The organism is Arthrobacter sp. NPDC056886, assembly GCF_042788715.1.
Taxonomy (GTDB): domain Bacteria; phylum Actinomycetota; class Actinomycetes; order Actinomycetales; family Micrococcaceae; genus Arthrobacter.
Genome location: NZ_JBHUBT010000007.1, coordinates 41,954 through 58,012 on the forward strand (window position 1 = coordinate 41,954; position 16,059 = coordinate 58,012).

Annotated in this window: 12 protein-coding genes; 2 read left to right on the forward strand and 10 right to left on the reverse strand. The window is 65.2% G+C overall.

Features of this window, described 5'->3' with window-relative positions:
* Nucleotides 1-9: 9 nt before the first annotated feature.
* From ACFRJ8_RS13090 to ACFRJ8_RS13110, 5 genes are read right to left on the reverse strand one after another with little or no spacing between them, the layout of a single operon-like run.
* Nucleotides 10-1,545, reverse strand: coding sequence for a bifunctional 3-(3-hydroxy-phenyl)propionate/3-hydroxycinnamic acid hydroxylase (locus ACFRJ8_RS13090; protein ID WP_377986595.1), 1,536 nt, complete (start codon nucleotides 1,543-1,545; stop codon nucleotides 10-12).
* On the reverse strand, nucleotides 1,542-1,889 hold the full coding sequence (locus tag ACFRJ8_RS13095; protein WP_377986596.1) for a DoxX family protein: 348 nt from the start codon (nucleotides 1,887-1,889) through the stop codon (nucleotides 1,542-1,544). Before ACFRJ8_RS13095 ends, ACFRJ8_RS13090 begins: the two co-directional genes overlap by 4 nt.
* Nucleotides 1,886-3,784 carry an acyl-CoA synthetase gene (locus tag ACFRJ8_RS13100; RefSeq protein ID WP_377986597.1) on the reverse strand — a complete coding sequence of 633 codons (1,899 nt, stop codon included), beginning with the start codon at nucleotides 3,782-3,784 and terminating at the stop codon, nucleotides 1,886-1,888. Before ACFRJ8_RS13100 ends, ACFRJ8_RS13095 begins: the two co-directional genes overlap by 4 nt.
* On the reverse strand, nucleotides 3,781-4,719 hold the full coding sequence (locus ACFRJ8_RS13105; protein WP_377986598.1) for a fumarylacetoacetate hydrolase family protein: 939 nt from the start codon (nucleotides 4,717-4,719) through the stop codon (nucleotides 3,781-3,783). The genes ACFRJ8_RS13100 and ACFRJ8_RS13105 overlap by 4 nt, the downstream gene beginning before the upstream one ends.
* Nucleotides 4,716-5,870 (reverse strand): VOC family protein, encoded by a 1,155-nt coding sequence (locus ACFRJ8_RS13110; protein ID WP_377986599.1) that lies wholly within the window; start codon nucleotides 5,868-5,870, stop codon nucleotides 4,716-4,718. Before ACFRJ8_RS13110 ends, ACFRJ8_RS13105 begins: the two co-directional genes overlap by 4 nt.
* A 130-nt stretch (nucleotides 5,871-6,000) precedes the next feature.
* On the opposite strand from ACFRJ8_RS13110, the gene ACFRJ8_RS13115 reads away from it, so the two are divergent.
* Nucleotides 6,001-6,699, forward strand: a complete 699-nt coding sequence (locus ACFRJ8_RS13115) for a TetR/AcrR family transcriptional regulator (protein ID WP_377986600.1) — start codon at nucleotides 6,001-6,003, stop codon at nucleotides 6,697-6,699.
* A 44-nt stretch (nucleotides 6,700-6,743) separates the two neighbouring features.
* Here the strand turns inward: ACFRJ8_RS13115 and ACFRJ8_RS13120 are convergent, their stop codons facing one another.
* The 3 genes from ACFRJ8_RS13120 to ACFRJ8_RS13130 all read right to left on the reverse strand — a co-directional run bounded on the left by ACFRJ8_RS13120 (nucleotide 6,744) and on the right by ACFRJ8_RS13130 (nucleotide 12,863).
* A complete protein-coding gene (locus ACFRJ8_RS13120; protein WP_377986601.1) occupies nucleotides 6,744-7,970 on the reverse strand; it encodes a hypothetical protein in 1,227 nt (408 codons plus the stop codon).
* A gap of 166 nt (nucleotides 7,971-8,136) precedes the next feature.
* The gene (locus tag ACFRJ8_RS13125; protein ID WP_377986602.1) at nucleotides 8,137-9,183 is read right to left on the reverse strand and encodes a zinc-binding dehydrogenase; all 1,047 of its coding nucleotides are present in this window, start codon (nucleotides 9,181-9,183) and stop codon (nucleotides 8,137-8,139) included.
* Nucleotides 9,184-9,638: 455 nt separating this feature from the next.
* Nucleotides 9,639-12,863 (reverse strand): cytochrome P450, encoded by a 3,225-nt coding sequence (locus ACFRJ8_RS13130; RefSeq protein ID WP_377986603.1) that lies wholly within the window; start codon nucleotides 12,861-12,863, stop codon nucleotides 9,639-9,641.
* A 201-nt stretch (nucleotides 12,864-13,064) separates the two neighbouring features.
* Between ACFRJ8_RS13130 and ACFRJ8_RS13135 the strand changes: the two genes are divergently transcribed.
* The gene (locus ACFRJ8_RS13135; RefSeq protein WP_377986604.1) at nucleotides 13,065-13,727 is read left to right on the forward strand and encodes a TetR/AcrR family transcriptional regulator; all 663 of its coding nucleotides are present in this window, start codon (nucleotides 13,065-13,067) and stop codon (nucleotides 13,725-13,727) included.
* Nucleotides 13,728-14,167: 440 nt separating this feature from the next.
* On the opposite strand, the gene ACFRJ8_RS13140 is transcribed toward ACFRJ8_RS13135, so the two are convergent.
* Together ACFRJ8_RS13140 and ACFRJ8_RS13145 are read right to left on the reverse strand one after the other, a co-directional pair.
* Nucleotides 14,168-14,554: a hypothetical protein gene (locus tag ACFRJ8_RS13140; RefSeq protein ID WP_377986605.1), complete on the reverse strand. Its 387-nt coding sequence runs from the start codon at nucleotides 14,552-14,554 to the stop codon at nucleotides 14,168-14,170.
* A 531-nt stretch (nucleotides 14,555-15,085) separates the two neighbouring features.
* On the reverse strand, nucleotides 15,086-16,009 hold the full coding sequence (locus ACFRJ8_RS13145; RefSeq protein ID WP_377986606.1) for an amino acid-binding protein: 924 nt from the start codon (nucleotides 16,007-16,009) through the stop codon (nucleotides 15,086-15,088).
* Nucleotides 16,010-16,059 lie beyond the last annotated feature (50 nt).

Here is a 16,059-nt window from a genome sequence, read left to right on the forward strand (position 1 = left end):
GGTGTTCCTCTAGTTTTTGGGGAGGGGAGCGGCTGAGTTGAATGACGGCAGGCGGGTGAGGCATCCGGCGACGGAGCCCGAGGTTGACATCACGGCCCGATCCGGGCGGACAACCGCAGCAGCGATCCGATGCCGGACGAGCCACTGGTGGAGCTCAGAGCCGGGGTCGGGGGCGACGGGCCCCGCGCCCTTTTGCAGGATCTGGTCGTGCTCCTCGGGGGTGATCGCGAGAGCCAGCAGTGCGAATCCGTCTCCGGCGACGTCATCGAATCGTTTGGCGTCCGGGGTGACCGAGATGCGGGAGTTGGGGCAGAGACGTCCGACGGCGGAGATGGGGGCGAGTGCCGAGAGCCGAGAGCCGAGGGGGATAGCTGTCCATGATTCTGCGGGATGGCCTGCCACGACGTGCAGGCCCAGTGCGAGGAACCTCCGCAGGGCCGTAACGACGCGACCACCCGCGGTCATGGTGAGGCCGAACAGCTTTGCGACAGTGATGGTTCTTCTCGCGTGCCGCTTGCGCTCGGTCTGGTAGCTGGCCAGCGTGGTTGCGGGGAGGTCGCCGGCAAGAACACCGGCGAGCTTCCAGGCAAGGTTCACCGCATCCCGGAGTCCGGCCCCCATGCCCTGACCTATGAAGGGAGGACTCAGGTGAGCGGCGTCGCCGAGGACAAAGACCCGGCGGTCGCGCCACTTGTTGGCGACCTGGGCGCGGAAGGTGTAGTCGGCGACCCGGATCACGCGCAGATCCTCCACCGGGACGTCGCCGGTCCACGGCCGGATCAGCGGATGGAGCGTATCTATCGTCGCAAAGTCGGCGGCAGTCTCGTCAGGCAGCAGTTGGAACTCCCAGCGATAGCGGACGTCCCCGACGCGCATGTAGGTACCGGCACGGTGGGAGTCGCACAGCTGGTGGATGCCTTCCCACTGGTTCAGTTGCGCCGAGGTGTCGACGTCGACAACCAGCCAGCGCTGTTCGAAGCCCAGGTCCTCCATCTCCGCGCCGATGGCACCCCTCACCATGCTGTTGGCGCCATCGCAGCCGAGGACGTGGCTGGCATGGACCGACTCGCGTGCCCCCGTGGCACGATCCGTGAAGTCCACCTGGACTGCTGCCGCGTTGCCTTGGGTCACACGGAGAACTTCGACATTTCCGCGCAGGGTCACCGTAGGCATGATCCGGAGGTTGTTGCGCATGAGATGCTCGAGGTCCGGCTGGTCAAACATGTTCGCTTGGGGGTAACCGTGGGCGCCGCCGTCGGCCGGTCGCTGGAACTCCGCGAGCACCCGGTGGTCGGGTGCGAGCAAACGTAGCCCGTGCGCAGGGCGGCTGAGTCCGGCGAACTGCGTCCCCACGCCTAGACGGTTGAGGATGCGATAGACCTCGTCGTCGAGATGTACCGCGCGTGGCAGCGGGCGGACCCCTTCCCGGCGTTCCAGGACGAGGCACTCAACGCCGTACTGGCCGAGTAGGGTGGCGACAGCCAACCCGGTAGGGCCAGCACCGACCACCACCACCGGCGCAACGCCGTCGTTGTGGGCGCTCATACTATTGCCGCCGAAACGAGAACAAGATAGCCGACGAGTCCAGCCATCATGGCGACCGCCGGGGCGATCTCACGTGGACCGTCGCCCTTCCTGAGATGGGTGATGCAGGCTCCCGTCATCAGAAGCAGGAGGCCGACGGCTGCGGCTAGCCCGATCCACGGCAGGACCAGCCCGAGCAGGAGGCCGAGGACGGCAAGAAGCTCCAGGGCGCCGATGCGCCTAAAGGAGGCGCTGGTGAAGCCCACATGTGCGGCGCGGGCCGGCATCCCCGCCGCGCCAAGCACCTTTGCCAGGCCAAGCATGGTGAAACATCCAACCAGCGCTATCGTGAGGACGACGATCATCGTTCCGCCTTTCGGGCGGGACGGTGCGTGATCCGCCATCGGACCCCATACTCGTCGAGGGCGCACTTGACGGCCGCATGCGATGCCTCGTCAGCACTCACGGTGACGACAATCGTGCCGTCCTCGATCTCGGTCTCCACGGCGTGGACGGCGGCGATCTCCTGCAAAGCCTCGTCCAGCGCTACCCTGGTGGCGTCCGCCCGGAGCGCGAGCTTGTAAAGTTTGCCGACGGAAGTGACCGGAAGCCGATCGACGATTGTGACCGACTTCGGCGAGGACGCCCGTTCCCCGACCCGGTCATCCGCCCAGCGGATCAGGTCCTCGGACCCGGTTGCCGCCCCCGCAGCCAACGTTACGTAGGCGACAGGTACCTCTCCCGCATGGCGGTCGGGTCTGCCGACCGCCGCTGCGCCGGTCACGTCCGGGTGGGTGAGGAGGGCGTCCTCGACGATTGCAGGGTCGATGTTGTGGCCGCCTCGGATGATCAGATCCTTGGCACGACCGGTGAGCCGGACGAAGCCGTCCTCATCGACCTGTCCGAGGTCCCCGGTGTCGAGCCAGCCGTCCCGCAGTTTGCCGAGGCCGTCGAGCACGAGGCCGTGTGGGCCGTTGCCGATGACGTAGCCGGGAAAGACCGTCGGGCCCTTGATTACCAGCTGGCCTCTCACGCCTGGTCGGACATCATGCCAGTGCCCGGCGTCGTCGACGTGCACAGCCTTGATCTTTTGGTAGGGCAGTCGGCAGCCGAGCGAACTCTTAGTGGCGTCTGGGAAGCTCCGTACGCTTACGCACGTCGCTTCTGTCAGGCCGTAGCCTTCGATCAGGGTGACGCCGGTGGCTTTCTCGAAGCCGGCACGGACGGCCGCGGGCAAGGGGCTGGCTCCGACCATGGCGTGGCGCAGGCTGCTGATGTCGGCGTTTACGGGAGACGCGGCAAGCGTGGCGTATACGGTAGGGACCGCGCTCATGGCGCTAATCCGGTGGTGCTTGACCAGCTTCCAGAAGACGCCGTAGAGGGCAGGGTCGCGGTAGCCCAGCGGTCCGGCCCACACGACGGTCTGGCCCTTGAAAAGGGGAGCGAGGACGGTCACCACGAGGGCATTGACGTGGAACAACGGCAGCGCGGCGAAGTACACGGCGTCCTCGTCCGGGAGGTCGTTCGCTGCGAGCATCCAGGCGTCTGCGACCTCGTTGGCTTGGGTGTGTGCCGCCAGCTTCGGGGTGCCGGTGGTGCCGCCAGTGTGGAAAAGTGCCGCCATATCGCCTGGTCCGGGCCGATGGCCGTGGAACTGCTCGGCCGACGCGTTTGCTGCCCGGCGTGCCAGGTAGTCCACGCTTGCGTATCCGACGGTCGAGGCCGGCCCGGCGGGTGCCTGCCCGGTCGGTGACATCAGGAGCACATGGTCCACCAGGCCATTCTTCGCGAGGCTTAAAACGGCCTCGGTGACGACTGGATCGATGTCGGGCCCGGCCGCCACCAGCACACGCGCGCCCGAGCGCTGGAGCAGCTCGGCGATGTGGGCCTCGGACAAGCCGGGATTGATCGGGACGGCGATTCCGGCAGCCTGGGCGGCCAGGGTCGCGGAGATGAGCTCCTGGCAGTTGGGCGAGAGCAAGGCCACGGTGTCCTGGCGGCCGACCCCAATTTCTCTCAGCAGGTTCGCTATCCGGTTCACATTGGCGAGAAGCTCCGCGAACGTCAGCTTGACGGGTTCCTGCCAGCGCTCGGTGTTCGCAAGGACTGCCGCCGCCGTCCGGTCCGGCCAGAGCCGGGCGGCTCGGCACAGCAGCTCGTACGTCGACGCCGGAAGTCCGCGTTCGGAGAGGGGGGTCCTCTCGATGTCAACGATGTCATCTGGGCCCGCGTATGGCGGCCAGAGAGGCGTGCCGTTCACCGGGCGTCCCTCACCGTCGTGCGCTGGCGCCCCAGGTCGATCTTCCCGTCGTCGGTGCTGATGGCAATCTCGATGATGTCACCGCACTTGAGGTACTTTCGATTGCGGCCCTGGGCCTTGAAGAACAGGCGCCACTTAGTGGCCCGGGGGAGCAGATTGCTGATGATCTCGACCGGCTTCGCTGGTGCGCTCAGTGCGGTGCCGACGGGGGTGCCAGTCAGTACCAGGTCACCGGGGGAGAGGTGTTGGAAGCGGGTGAGTGCCCGCAGCGCCTCGACGGGCAGGTAGATCATGTCGGCCACCGTCATGTCCTGACGGATCTCGCCGTTCACCCACAGCCGCAACCGCAGCTCACCGAAGCGGCTCCAGTCCTCGGCATCGAAGAGCACGAGCGTCGGTCCGGTGGGCGTAAAGCTCGGGTAGGACTTGGACTCGTAGAACTGGGTCTTCGGGAGTTGCACGTCGCGGGCCGAGACGTCGTTGGTCATCACGAGCCCCGCGACGTAATCGGCGATCGTGTCATCGGTGATGACAGAGCCGACCGGGGTCTCTTGGCCCATCACGAGGCCGATCTCAGCCTCGTAGTCGAGGAACCGCACGTGCGCCGGCCGGACGACGTCGTCATGGGGCCCGCTGATCGAGCCAGAGGACTTGCGGAAGAAGGTCAGTGGGATTTTCTTGGGATCCATGCCGGCGTCCTTCACGTGCGAGGCGAAGTTCGTCATCTGGGCTACCACACGGCACGGCACTGTGATCGGCGAGATAAGGTCCAGGCTTTCCTCCGGCACAGTTTCGCCGCGGGCGATCGCTGCTTGGATGGCCGCCCGATCGGCGATCAGCTCGCCAGTGGTGGTCGCAGGAGTGGCGATACGGGCGGCACCGGTGGGCGTGTGGACCCACCAATTGTCGGCAGTACGCAAGATGGAGACGGTCATGAGGTGGCTACTTTCATCAGGCCGCGCAGGCGCGCGAAATCAAACTCGTTGTCGTCGCGGAGGGCGGAGACCATCGAGGCCAGCTCACGCAGCGACTCTCGGCCCGGGGCGATACCGAGGAAGTCCTTGCTCGCCGGAGGGCCCCACTGGGCGAGATTGGAGGCGGACATTTGTGCCCACCCGGGCTCGAGGGTGCAGTCAAACATGTCCCCATCGGTGAAGTGCTCGACCAGGAACCCATTGGGATCGCGCCAGTAGTCGAAGATTTGGCTGCCCTGGATGTGGCGGCCGATCCCCCACGAACGGTGGTATCCAAGGTCGCGCAGAAGCTCACCGCCGGCGGCAAGGGCATCGATGTCAGCGACCTGGTATGCCGAGTGCACGTAGCGATTCGTCGGTCCCAGCGTCATCGCGATGGTGTGATGATCGGTTGGCGTGGAACCCCGGTCGCAGCGGATGAAGCTCATTGTCGGACCGCGCTCGCGCTGGCCGGGATAGTAGAGGAAGTCGCTGACGATCAGGCCGAGGTGCTCCAGGTACCAGTCGAGCGTTTCACGGTACTTGGTGCTCTGCAGCACGACGTGACCGAGGCGCTGAACCGTCGCTGGTTGACGCAGGGGCCGCTGGCTCTGGTTGGTCCGCGCCAGCTCGCGGCCTGCGTTGAATGTGAGGGGCGTCTGGGCCGGCAGCGAAGGGAGTTTGTGCGTGTCTGCGACGACGCGAATCGCGGCGCCGCTCGGATCCACGAGGCCGACCCCTATGCCCCCGATGGTCTCCGGTAGTTTTTTCGGGGCCGTGCCCGTCGCGTTAGCCAGGCGAAGGACGTCTGAGGCCTCGGCCGCAGTGAACGCGGCCCCCACGTATTGCGATCTCGGTCCGCGCCGCACGATCACGCACGGCGCTCCGGTGTCGCTGCCTCGCAGGTGCAGCTCCTCAGGGGTGCGCAGGCTCGTGGCGAAGCCGAAGGCGTGCGCGAAGGTCTCTGCAGCGAGCAGGTCCGGCTTCTGGAACTCGAGCCAGGCGATGTCATGCACCTTGATGAGCGGGTTAGCCGCCCGTCCGCGGTGCTCGCCTCGCAGCGCCCCTTGCTCACTGTGCAGGTCAGTGTGCAGATCGCTGTGGGTCCCAGGGTGGTCATGGTGATCGTTCATGGATGGCCTCACTTTCTGAATATATATTCGGTTATGAAGATATCGTCAGTCAAGGGAAGTTGAAGATTTCTTCACCGTTGATCGGGCGCTGGTAGGATTCCTATGACCGGATGACTTCAAGGAGCCAGCGTTGACCCAAGCCCCAGCCTCGTCCCCGGAACCAACCCGGTCGCATCGACGGAAGGCGCAGACTCGCGCCGCGTTGGTCCGCGCAGCACAGTCATTCCTGGCTCAAGGGCAGACCAACACGCCGGTGCTGGAGATCACGCAGGCCGCGGACGTTGGGATCGGCTCCTTCTACAACCACTTTGAGTCGAAAGACCAGCTGTTCGAGGCAGCGGTGGAGCACGTCATGGACCTCCTCGGCGCGGTCCTCGACGAGCTCACCACGGACGTCGACGACCCCGCCGTCGCGTTTGCGACCAGCTTCAGGTTGACCGGTCGCTTCCACCGCCGTGAACCTGAGCTCAGCAAGGTAATCCTGCACAACGCGCTGGACCTCCTTGGCGCGCAGAAAGGACTGACACCGCGTGTCCGGCGTGACATCGTGGCCGGCGTCGAATCCGGACGGTTCACAATGGCAGACGTCGACGTCGCGGTGGTGTGCGCCGTCGGCGCCGCAACCTTCCTTGGACAGCTCATCCATGCCGAACCGGACCGCGACGACGCCGAGACGACGGATGAGGCGACCGAGGCGATGCTGCGAATGCTGGGTGTCTCTGCCAACGAGGCACGTGCAATATGTCGCAGTCCACTCCCCGAGCTCCATACTGCCGGGCTGCGCGGTGCCGTCGATGAGGTCACAGCGAACGGCGACGCCGCCCGCTGACTGGCCCGACCTCGGGCTGCCGGCGAAGAATGACCGTCGCCAAACTAATCGCGCTCTGGAACCTCTGTCGCACTCCGAGTTTCGTGTTTTTGAAGGCCGGCCGCAAATTCGCAGTTCTGAACCAAGAGTTCGGTGAAGTCAAACCCGCTCATTTCTTTACTGCCTGCAAATATGTTCTTGTCGAAGGTGCAGTTGATGAAAGACAAGGATTTAGGCCGCTGATACGTGGCGAAGCTAAAGCTACCGTCTTCAAATCGGCAATCTTTGAAGGTTAGGGACAGGGCATCGCGGCCTTGGTCGACATTTTCAAAGCTTGTTCCGCTGAAAGTGCATCGGTTGAAGTCAATTCGACCGCGGCCATTGCCGTTTTCGTCGATACTGTATCTGATGCTGCCGCCATGAAACACGGAGTCCTGGAAGCGAAGATTGCCCATGTCCAGCTGCAGATCGGTCAGGTCGACGCTGCCGGCGGCCATGTACCACCTGGTCATGCTGCCGATGTCATAGTCTCCACGTTTCTCGGCACGAACGCCTCGGAGGTCCAGCTGTGCGCCATTGACGTATAGGTCGGAAATGTTGGACGGGGCATGATATGCCATGTTGATGCGCAGCCCCCAGTACCGACCCTCCGCGAGCCCTGCCTTTAAGCGGCGGAGGATGGTCGCGGTAATGAGCGAGCCTACATCCGAAAGACTATCCTTGTCCTTCTTCGCCAGTCTTAGAAATTCAGTCAAAAGACTTACACAGTTTTGCCGCTCAACATCGTTGTTCTCCGCAAACCATTCATCGGTCAGGGACTCGATCGAATGGACGCCAGCAATGGCAAGGGGGAGTTTTTTGCTCCCCAGCTGTTCTGCTGCAAGTGAGTATCGGTCCCTCAGGGCGGAGACCACCTGGGTATAATGCTGCCGTTGCTGTAGTTCCAAAAGGCTGTTAGTGATCGAGAGATTTTCTTCTGTGGCTCTTTGACGCCGGTAGGTGAGCAGGAGCGTCACACCAACACCGAGCGCAGCCCCTGCTGTCACGGCGTTCCGAAGAACGCCGGACTGTTGATCCGTCGTCAGCGTCTGCTCGTTTGCCAAGGGTGTCAGGCTCTGCGTGGTGTAGGCCGCGAAGACGTAGGATAGCGCCGCTACCAAGGCTAGAGAGGCGAGAAACCCGAGCAGGACCAGCCCCCATAGACTGACTTTTTCCTTCGAAGCAGCCGTCGGGGACTCGTGACGTTTCCTGGGCATGGCATCCTCGATTGTCTCGAATGTTGAGTGGATCACAAGGTAAGTACGTGCGCTGAACAAGGATTGTTGCTGCCTCAGTGACCCTTATGTGGGTCTGAAGACCCGGAATGAAACTGACAGTTCGCACGAGAACGGCGCCAGCGCTCTCTCAAGCACTGGCGCCCACTCGCCCCTACCGGGGTGGTCTTGATCTGTACAGGTGTCAGGGCACCAGGATGAAGCGGATCGGGTCGCCGATCTTGTTCGCCAGCCGGTTCACCGCGTCAGCGGCCTCGGCGAGCGGGAAGTGGTCGGTGATCGAGGGTGCGAGGTCTAGACGGCCGACCTCGGCCAGTCGGACCAGCTCGCTGACGGACTCGGGCGTGCCGCCGTAGTGGCCGCGCACCTGCTTGCCGAGGTAGTTGAAGGTCAGGCCCTCGGTGATGGTGAGGGGCCTGGGACTGATGCCGACGAGGATGAGGGCGCCGTTGAGGCCGAGTACGGAGGCGGCCTGCTCCCGGACGGCGGGCACTCCGGCGCAGTCGAAGGCGAAGTCCAGGCCTCGTCCACCCGTAACCGTGCGGATGTGGTCGGCGAAGTCGTCGGCGGCGGGGTCCAGCGCGAAGTCCGCACCGAAAGCCAGGGCACGCTCGCGGGCGCTGGGCAGCGGGTCGACGGCGATGACCGGCGCGGCGCCGGCCATGCGGGCGACGCGGACGTTGTGGGCCCCGACTCCGCCGACGCCCCAGATGCCGACGGACTGTGCGGGGCGCACCCCGGCGGTGGTAACGACGGCGGCGTAAGGGGTGGAAACCGCGTCGGGGATGATCGCGGCCTGATCGAAGGGGAGGCTGTCCGGGATGGGGATGAGCGTGTCCTCGCGGGCGAGGGTGTACTGGGCCCAGCCGCCGTCGTAGTCGATGCCAGCGGTGAGCATCTGCGTACAGGGGCGGCGGCGTACGCAGCCGGCGCACTGGCCGCAGGTCTTGCCGGCCTCAAGGGTAACGCGGGTGCCGACGGTCAGGCCGCGCTTGAGGTCCGGGCCTAGGGTGTGGATCACACCGGCGACCTCGTGACCGACGGTGACCGCGTCGGATGTGGCGAACAGCGGGACGAGGGAACCGTCGAGCAGGTGGACGTCCGACAGGCAGACGCCTGCGGCCTTCACCTCGATCAGGATTTCACCCGGGCCGGGAACGGGGATGGGGACCTCCTCCACGGCGAACTTCTTGCTGTCCAGGTGGAAGCGTGCGGCGAGCATGGTATGCATGGTGATCTGCTTTCTCTGAGCGGCATTTTCCTGGCGGTTCGGGATCCAATGGCTGCCGTGTGGTTGGGGTGTTTCGCAATCGGGTGGTGGCCGGGAGGGGGCGGTGTCGGGTTCGCCGCACCGTTCCGGCGTCTGGGGATCAGGCGAATGTGTGGGCACCGCCGCGGGTTCAGTCTGCTTCGGTCTCGCAGTACCAGCCGGCCCATGGCGTATGGGTCAGCTCGCAAGCCCGGTGCTCGAGGTGAGCAGGCGGAAGCTGCGGTGGCGGTAATGTCGCTGCATCGGTTTGGCAGGTGGCTGTCAGGATGCCGCCCTGGGGGGCGGCCGTGGCCTGGGTTTCCGTCGCCATGGTGACTCCTTTGTTGACTTGAGTGTCGTGGTGTGGTTGGCCGGTGAGTGGCGGCCGGGAGGGTGCGGGGTGTCGGGACCACCGCACCCTCCCGGCATCTGCGGGATCAGGCAAAGACGTCCTGCTGGTAGCGCCCATCGGCCTCGAGCTGGGCGAGCCAGTGCTGGGCGGCCTCGTCGTCGTTGCCGGTCCGCTCGCGGTAGATCACTGCGAGGGCCTCGCGCACGGCGGGCGCCATGCGGCGGCCGTCGCCGCAGACGTAGATAGACGCGCCGTCTTCGATGGCTTGCCACACCGTGTCGGCGGCGTTGGCGATGGCGTTCTGGACGAACCGGGCCGGGTGGCCGGTCACCGCGGAGTAGGCGGTGTGCACCTGGGCGATCCCGGCCTGCTCCCAGTCCTGCATCTCCTGCCGGTAGAAGTAATCGTGCTCCGGGTGTCGGCAGCCGACGAAGACCTGCGACAGGCCCACCTCGGTACCGCTCTCGTGCTGCGACGCGCGTTCCTCCAAGAAACCGCGCAATGGCGCGATGCCGGTGCCCGGGCCGATGAGGATCAACGGCGTGGCAGGGTCGGCCGGCGGGGCGAAGGTCGGGGAGGGCACGCGCACGTAGCCGTAGAAGACGTCGCCGGGCTCAAGGCCACCGATGTAGGACGAGCAGGTGCCCCGGTACTGGCCGTCACCTGACAGGGCCGGGCCTTCCAGCAGGCCCACGGTCAGGCGCACATGGCGGAAGTTGGCCAGCGGGGCGGAGGAAATGGAGTAGAACCGCGGGCGGATCGGGCCCATCATGTCCAGGAAGATCGCCAGCGGCAGCTCGACCGCCCGGAAGCGCTCCAGCACGCCCAGCACGGAAACCCGCTTGCCCAGGATCTCAGTCTGATAGCGCTCCTCGGCTTCGGCAGTGTCGGCCGTGTAGGCCTGCAGCTGCGGTCGGGTCCAAGGGCACTCGGTGTGCTCGGCCAGCGTCTGCATCTGAGAGCGGGTGGCCACGTCCTGGAGTTCCAGGAAGTCGGTGAGCAGCAGTCCTGCCGTCACAGGGGTGCCCACCGGGAGGTGGGTGCGGCCGCCGGCGGACTGCTCCAGGCGCAGGACCTGATCGCGGTCGACGCCGAGCAGCGCGAGGGCGCGGTTCACCAGCGCCGGTTCGTTCTTGGCGAAGACGGCCAGGTGGTTGCCGGTCTCGTAGGTGACACCCTCCGGCAGCCCGATGGTGATGGACTTCGCCGACGGGCGCGGCGGCTCGAGGCTGAAGTCCCACAGGCCAGTCGCGTCGGCCACGAGTTCCTCGTTGGCCACCACCGTGAGGGGGTAGGCCTGCTCGGAGACGATCGCGGGGCGCACGTCCGCCTCGGTGAGCAACTGCACCTGGAAGCGCGGGCTGCTCGCCTCGGAGGTGTCGGCGGCGTACTCCTCTGCCAAGGTGGCCCACAGGGTTTCCATCCAGCGGGTGGCCATGCCGTCGAAGTCACCAGCGGCATCCGCGGCGCCGCGATCGATGACGGGGGTGGCGCCGGCGGCCAGCAGGCCTGCCTCGATCCGCTTGGGGAAGCCCTGGTAAGTGGCCACCCACTGGGTGTTGCCGGCCCCCAACAGCGCGAACCGCACGTCCGACAGCGACCCCTCCGGGAGTCCGGCGGCCAGCAGGTCGTCGAAACGCTGCGCGTTGTCCGGGGCCTTGCCGTTGTAGCTGGAGGCCACCACGACAAGTAGGCCCTCGGTGGGCAGGTTGTCGCCCAGCTCGTCCAGACCAACCAACGTGGTGCCGAAACCGGAGCGCTCACTGCGGTCGGCGATGGTGCGCGCCAGGTCCTCGCACGAGCCGAGGCTGGAGCCGTAGGCGACGGTCAGGTTCACTCCGACACCGCTGACCGCGGCCGGTGCCCGCGTGTCGTCGGTCTGCAGGTCCACCGCGCCGAACACGGTCCGCTCGTGCTCCTGACGGGAGCGCACTTTCAGTTCGAAGCCGTCGGGCTTGCGGGTCAGCGCCTCCTTGACGTCCATCTTGTAGTCGTTGGCGTCGGCGAACTTGAACTTCTGCAGAACCAGCGCGAGGGCCAGGCGGGCCTCGGTGAGTGCAAACTGCCGGCCGATACACGCACGCACACCGTTGCCGAACGGCTTGTACGCGTGCGGGTGATGGTTCACCCGGTTCTCCGGGAGCCACCGGTTGATGTCGAACTCCTCCGGCCGGTCCCACGCCTTGGGGTGGGTGTGCAGCGGGCCCTCGAGGATGTTGACACGCGCTCCCTTCTTCAGTTCGTAGCAGCCGCCGATGACGGTGTCCTCCAGAGGGGACTTGCCGATCATCGGGATGGGAGCCCACAGGCGCAGGGTCTCCTCGAGGATGCGCGGGATCACGTCCATCTGCATGATCGTGTCGTAGTCCGGCACCGTGTCGCCGGGCAGCAGCTGGTCCACCTCGGCGTAGGCCTGGGCCAGCACGTGCGGGTTGCGCATCAGCGAGTACGTGGCGAACGCCAGCAGGCCGCTGGTGGTCTCGTGACCGGCGATCAGGAACGTCACCACCTGGTCACGGACGTTGTCATCGTCCAGCCCCTTGTCGGACTCCGGGTCGGTGGCCTCCAGCATCAGACCCAGCAGGTCATCCTCCTCAGCGGTGCCCTTCCCCTCACGGCGCTCCTTGATCACACTCTCGACCAGGTCCCGCATCAGCTGGATGTTTGCGCGGTACTTCTTGTCATCGGCCTTGCGCAATTTGGTCATCATCGGCAGCTCCTGCGTGCGCCGCAGCGACTCAACCAAAGCCTCCAGCAGCGCGTTGAGGAAGGGGTGCAGATCCTCCATGGCGAAAGAGTCGAACCGGTAGCCGAACCCCGACAGGGCGATGGTGTCCAGGGTCAGCCGGGTGTAGTCGTCGGTGATGTTGACCGACTGGCCCTCCCTGCGCTCCCACTTGCCCACCAGGTTCTGGGCGATCTCCAGCATCTGCCCGTAGTAGCCCTTCATGGCACGCTGGCTGAAGGCCGGGAGAAGGACTCGGTGCGCCATGCCCCATTCCTCCTCGTGCTGGTGGGCCGTGAAAAGACCGGCGCCAGTGAAGTCCCGGACATGGGCCAGTGGCGTCTTGTCGATCTGCTTGAAGAACCGCGTCTCGTCGCAGACCTCGGCCACCAGGTCCGGGTCCCAGACGAAGATCTGCTCAATGTCGGCGATCTTCATGGCGTAGAGCCCTTCGGGGAACTGCTTGGACAGTTCGCCGAAGTACTCCACGGGGTTGGTACTGGGGATCTGCGGCGTGTGGCCGAGCAGCGGGACCCCCCGCGGGGACGGGATGGGTCGCAGGTCGTTCTTGGACAGTGTGGTCATGGGTTGCTCCTTTGTACAGGGCGGGGGAGATGGGCTACTGCGCCAGCGATGCGGAGATGCGTCACAGAAACATACGTTGTACGGAACCATAACCATACAGCGTATGAAAGGTTGATCGCAACCCTGAATGTCGGCGACCGTCATGCCGCCGCGCGGCCGAGGCTATTTCCATACGCTGTACGAATTTGATAGTGTCCGAGTATGGAAAAGGTGAAAAGTTCCCCGCGCGGAACCCGGAAGAGAGAGGTGCCTCTAACCGAGGCCGGGATCTATACCGCCGCCCTGCGGCTCATCGACGCGGACGGGGTCGAGGCGCTCACCATGCGCAAACTCGCGTCCGCGCTCGATGCGAACCCGATGTCGCTCTACTACCACGTACCGAACAAGGACGCCGTGCTGCGCGGCGTGGCCAGAACGGTCGGCGCCCAGTTCCGCACCGCTACGTTGGAGGACGCTCCCTGGCAGGAGCGCATCCGCCTGCTCGCCACGGAATTCCGAACGCTGGCCCATAGGCACCCCAGGTTCATGGGCTACTCGTTCAGCCTCCAGTCGGACTTCATCCAGCCCGACGACCCGTTCTGGAGTGAGCTCACCGCGATCCTCGACGCCGCAGGGGTGCCGCACTCGGAGCTCTCTCATTTCACCGCTCTCGTGGGCTTCGCCATGAACGGTGTCCTCACCGCCGAACTCACCGGCGCGCTCCACCGGTGGTCGAGCCTTAACCCGCCCAGTGCGGGCGAAGACGGGCTCACCCCTCCAGGCCGTGACGAGAACCGCGTCTTCCACCTGGCGCTGGACACGATCATCATGGGCCTGGAGGGCCAACTCGCCGCCTTTGTTGAGAGCCAGGGCTCCGACCATTGATTGTGCAGTCCGGTAGCATTCCGGCCTGAGGGCGCGTCCAGGCCGCAACGCATTAGGAATGGAAGGCTGCAGGGGTCATGGCCACGCTCGGACTCTTTAGGACCACGAAGCTGATCCCGCTCCTGAACGAACATGTCGTCCACCTGTCGGCCATCCAGATCTACCGGCTGGCTGCGGAGAAACCGAAGAGGCTCAATCTGCGGGCGCTCGTGGCCTTGAGGGACACCCGCGATTGCACCACCGATGGCTTAATCGGGAAGTTGACCTGCCCGCGGCGAAAGGGCCCCGCCCCGGGGCCTGACGGAGGAGCTACGGCGTAGGGAGGGGCAGAAAACCGGCCTGGCTGGGGAGTTCGGCAACAGCCGCGAAACGCTCTACGAGTACCTCTGGTCAGGGAGTTGACGAACGGTCGCTGTATACCGGCAATGCGTGGCCCGTGATCAGGCGCTCGGCAATGCAGGGGCGTGTTCTTGGACTTTGAGGGTGACCGGTGGCTCCACGATCCGCAGCCGGCAGGGAGTCGCCGAGGAATCGATACCAGAGGAAAGACTGGACTGGCGGGCGTGCTCCCGGAGTTCATCGAAGGCCGAGGTCGTCACCCCGGCATGCGCGATATTAACCACCACCTCATACCCCGGAAACTTGGTGACGACCCGGCGGCAGACGACGTAGAGGGCCCGGAGGTTGGCGTGCGTCAGGACGCCTCGAACGTCGACTTTGGCTGTCTCTTCGACGGCGTCTAGTCGGACGACTACGTTGAGCCGCAGGTCCCTGTGGGACGAGTGGGGAAAGTAGGAGCTGGAATGGTGGTGTTGGGTATGATTCACGGAGCAACAGAGCTCCCGTGCAGCCCAAGAGCCGACTGGGCCCCGCGAGTCTCCTTGTGGATTAACATTGGACGTCGTCTCCTGCCGTTTCCTGCGAGGCTGGATACCGCAGATTGTCATTTCCTTCCTGTATCTGCCCATGGATCGCTTTTTGGCTGGCCCCAGCGGTGTCCGGTTGCGCTCGCTGGCACATATTACGGCCCGATCTGGAGGGCCCACGCCAGGTGGATGACGACGGCGGTCCCGCGGATCTCGCACCTCGGGGCGCTGCCGGAATCCGGAGAATGGCGGCGCCCTCCATGTCCACAAGCTTGCGTGTTCCGGTCCTTGAGCAAATGATCCAGAACATCTCCACGGACGGCAGGGTCCGGTTCACCCTTCCTCGGTGCAGGAGCTTGCCGAAGCACCAGGCTTCGATCTCGTCTCCGTAGGAAAGTTCCGAGCATGAGCGGATAAGTGAGGACTGGGCTGCCTCCATGGTTGTCTCCTTTCGATGCGGTTCCCGCTGTGGGGACGACATCTCCCGGTCTTCTATTGCCGGGGCCTGACTGGGTGTTTTCGTGTCAATTCAGTGAGCTCGGCGAGCTCGGCCAGCCGATGCGCCCGGGCGGATTCGGCCGGAGTGAAGGGCGCCCTGGGACGGGAGAAGCCGAGGGGTCCATACCGCGGGGATGGTATTTTCAGGACGGTCCCATCACATGCCGGTTTGCTGGCCGCCGGTGAGGTGCTGTCGCTGGCGGGAGCCGCGACGGGTTCGGCGTCGAGCAGTTCGGCGACCGCGAGTTGGAGTTCGCCCGGGTCCTCCGCGACCCGCAGGGCCAAGGCAAGGGCCTTGGTCTGGCCGTCCGCCACGGTCGGGGCTGTCGCCGGCCACGCTCGGACATCCCGTCCTCCGCCGCCCGCGGCCGCCGCGAGCAGTTCCGCGTGGGTGACATGATCGGGCGCGGAGACGACCAGCTCGTCCAGCATCCCGCCGGCAACGTTGTGATTCCGGCAAACGAGGATCTCTGCGTCGACACGGGAGATGGCCTCTACCAGTTTCTCCTGGGCTTCGTTGCTGTAATCGATTAGAGTGCGGAGCCGCCACAGGGCAGCAGAGTTGTGCAGCCGGCGCCGGTGGCGCAGGGCAGGTGCATGCAACCAGCCCCGCAATGCGCGCCGAACGGAGGGTTCGGCGACCCAGATCACCAGTACGGTGGCCGTCAACGTCAGGACCAGTACCTTCAGAACATAGGGCAGTGCCGAGTTCATTACAGCGGCATGAACCAAAAGCTCAATCGGCAGCATGGCTGTGACGTTTGCCAGGGTAAGGCGGGCTTTCGAGGGATGGGGCAGCTGGCCGCAGGCGGCACACAGCAGCGCTTGGATGGGGTTTTGTCGAGGCGTCGAGGTGCCTCTGCTGTGGACGCGCGGAGCCGGACTGGATGGCGGCGCGTTCGTGGAGTGTACGGTCATGAGTTGCTCCTTTATTTAGGGAGGGATGGTCAACGGCGCCGACGATGCGG

Bases quoted from the DNA above. Each gene is read 5' to 3' on its own strand.
- ACFRJ8_RS13110 (WP_377986599.1), bottom strand. From the start codon at position 5,870: ATGAACGATCACCATGACCACCCTGGGACCCACAGCGATCTGCACACT.
- ACFRJ8_RS13125 (WP_377986602.1), bottom strand. From the start codon at position 9,183: ATGCATACCATGCTCGCCGCACGCTTCCACCTGGACAGCAAGAAGTTC.
- ACFRJ8_RS13145 (WP_377986606.1), bottom strand. From the start codon at position 16,009: ATGACCGTACACTCCACGAACGCGCCGCCATCCAGTCCGGCTCCGCGC.
- ACFRJ8_RS13105 (WP_377986598.1), bottom strand. From the start codon at position 4,719: ATGACCGTCTCCATCTTGCGTACTGCCGACAATTGGTGGGTCCACACG.
- ACFRJ8_RS13090 (WP_377986595.1), bottom strand. From the start codon at position 1,545: ATGAGCGCCCACAACGACGGCGTTGCGCCGGTGGTGGTGGTCGGTGCT.
- ACFRJ8_RS13130 (WP_377986603.1), bottom strand. From the start codon at position 12,863: ATGACCACACTGTCCAAGAACGACCTGCGACCCATCCCGTCCCCGCGG.
- ACFRJ8_RS13095 (WP_377986596.1), bottom strand. From the start codon at position 1,889: ATGATCGTCGTCCTCACGATAGCGCTGGTTGGATGTTTCACCATGCTT.
- ACFRJ8_RS13135 (WP_377986604.1), top strand. From the start codon at position 13,065: ATGGAAAAGGTGAAAAGTTCCCCGCGCGGAACCCGGAAGAGAGAGGTG.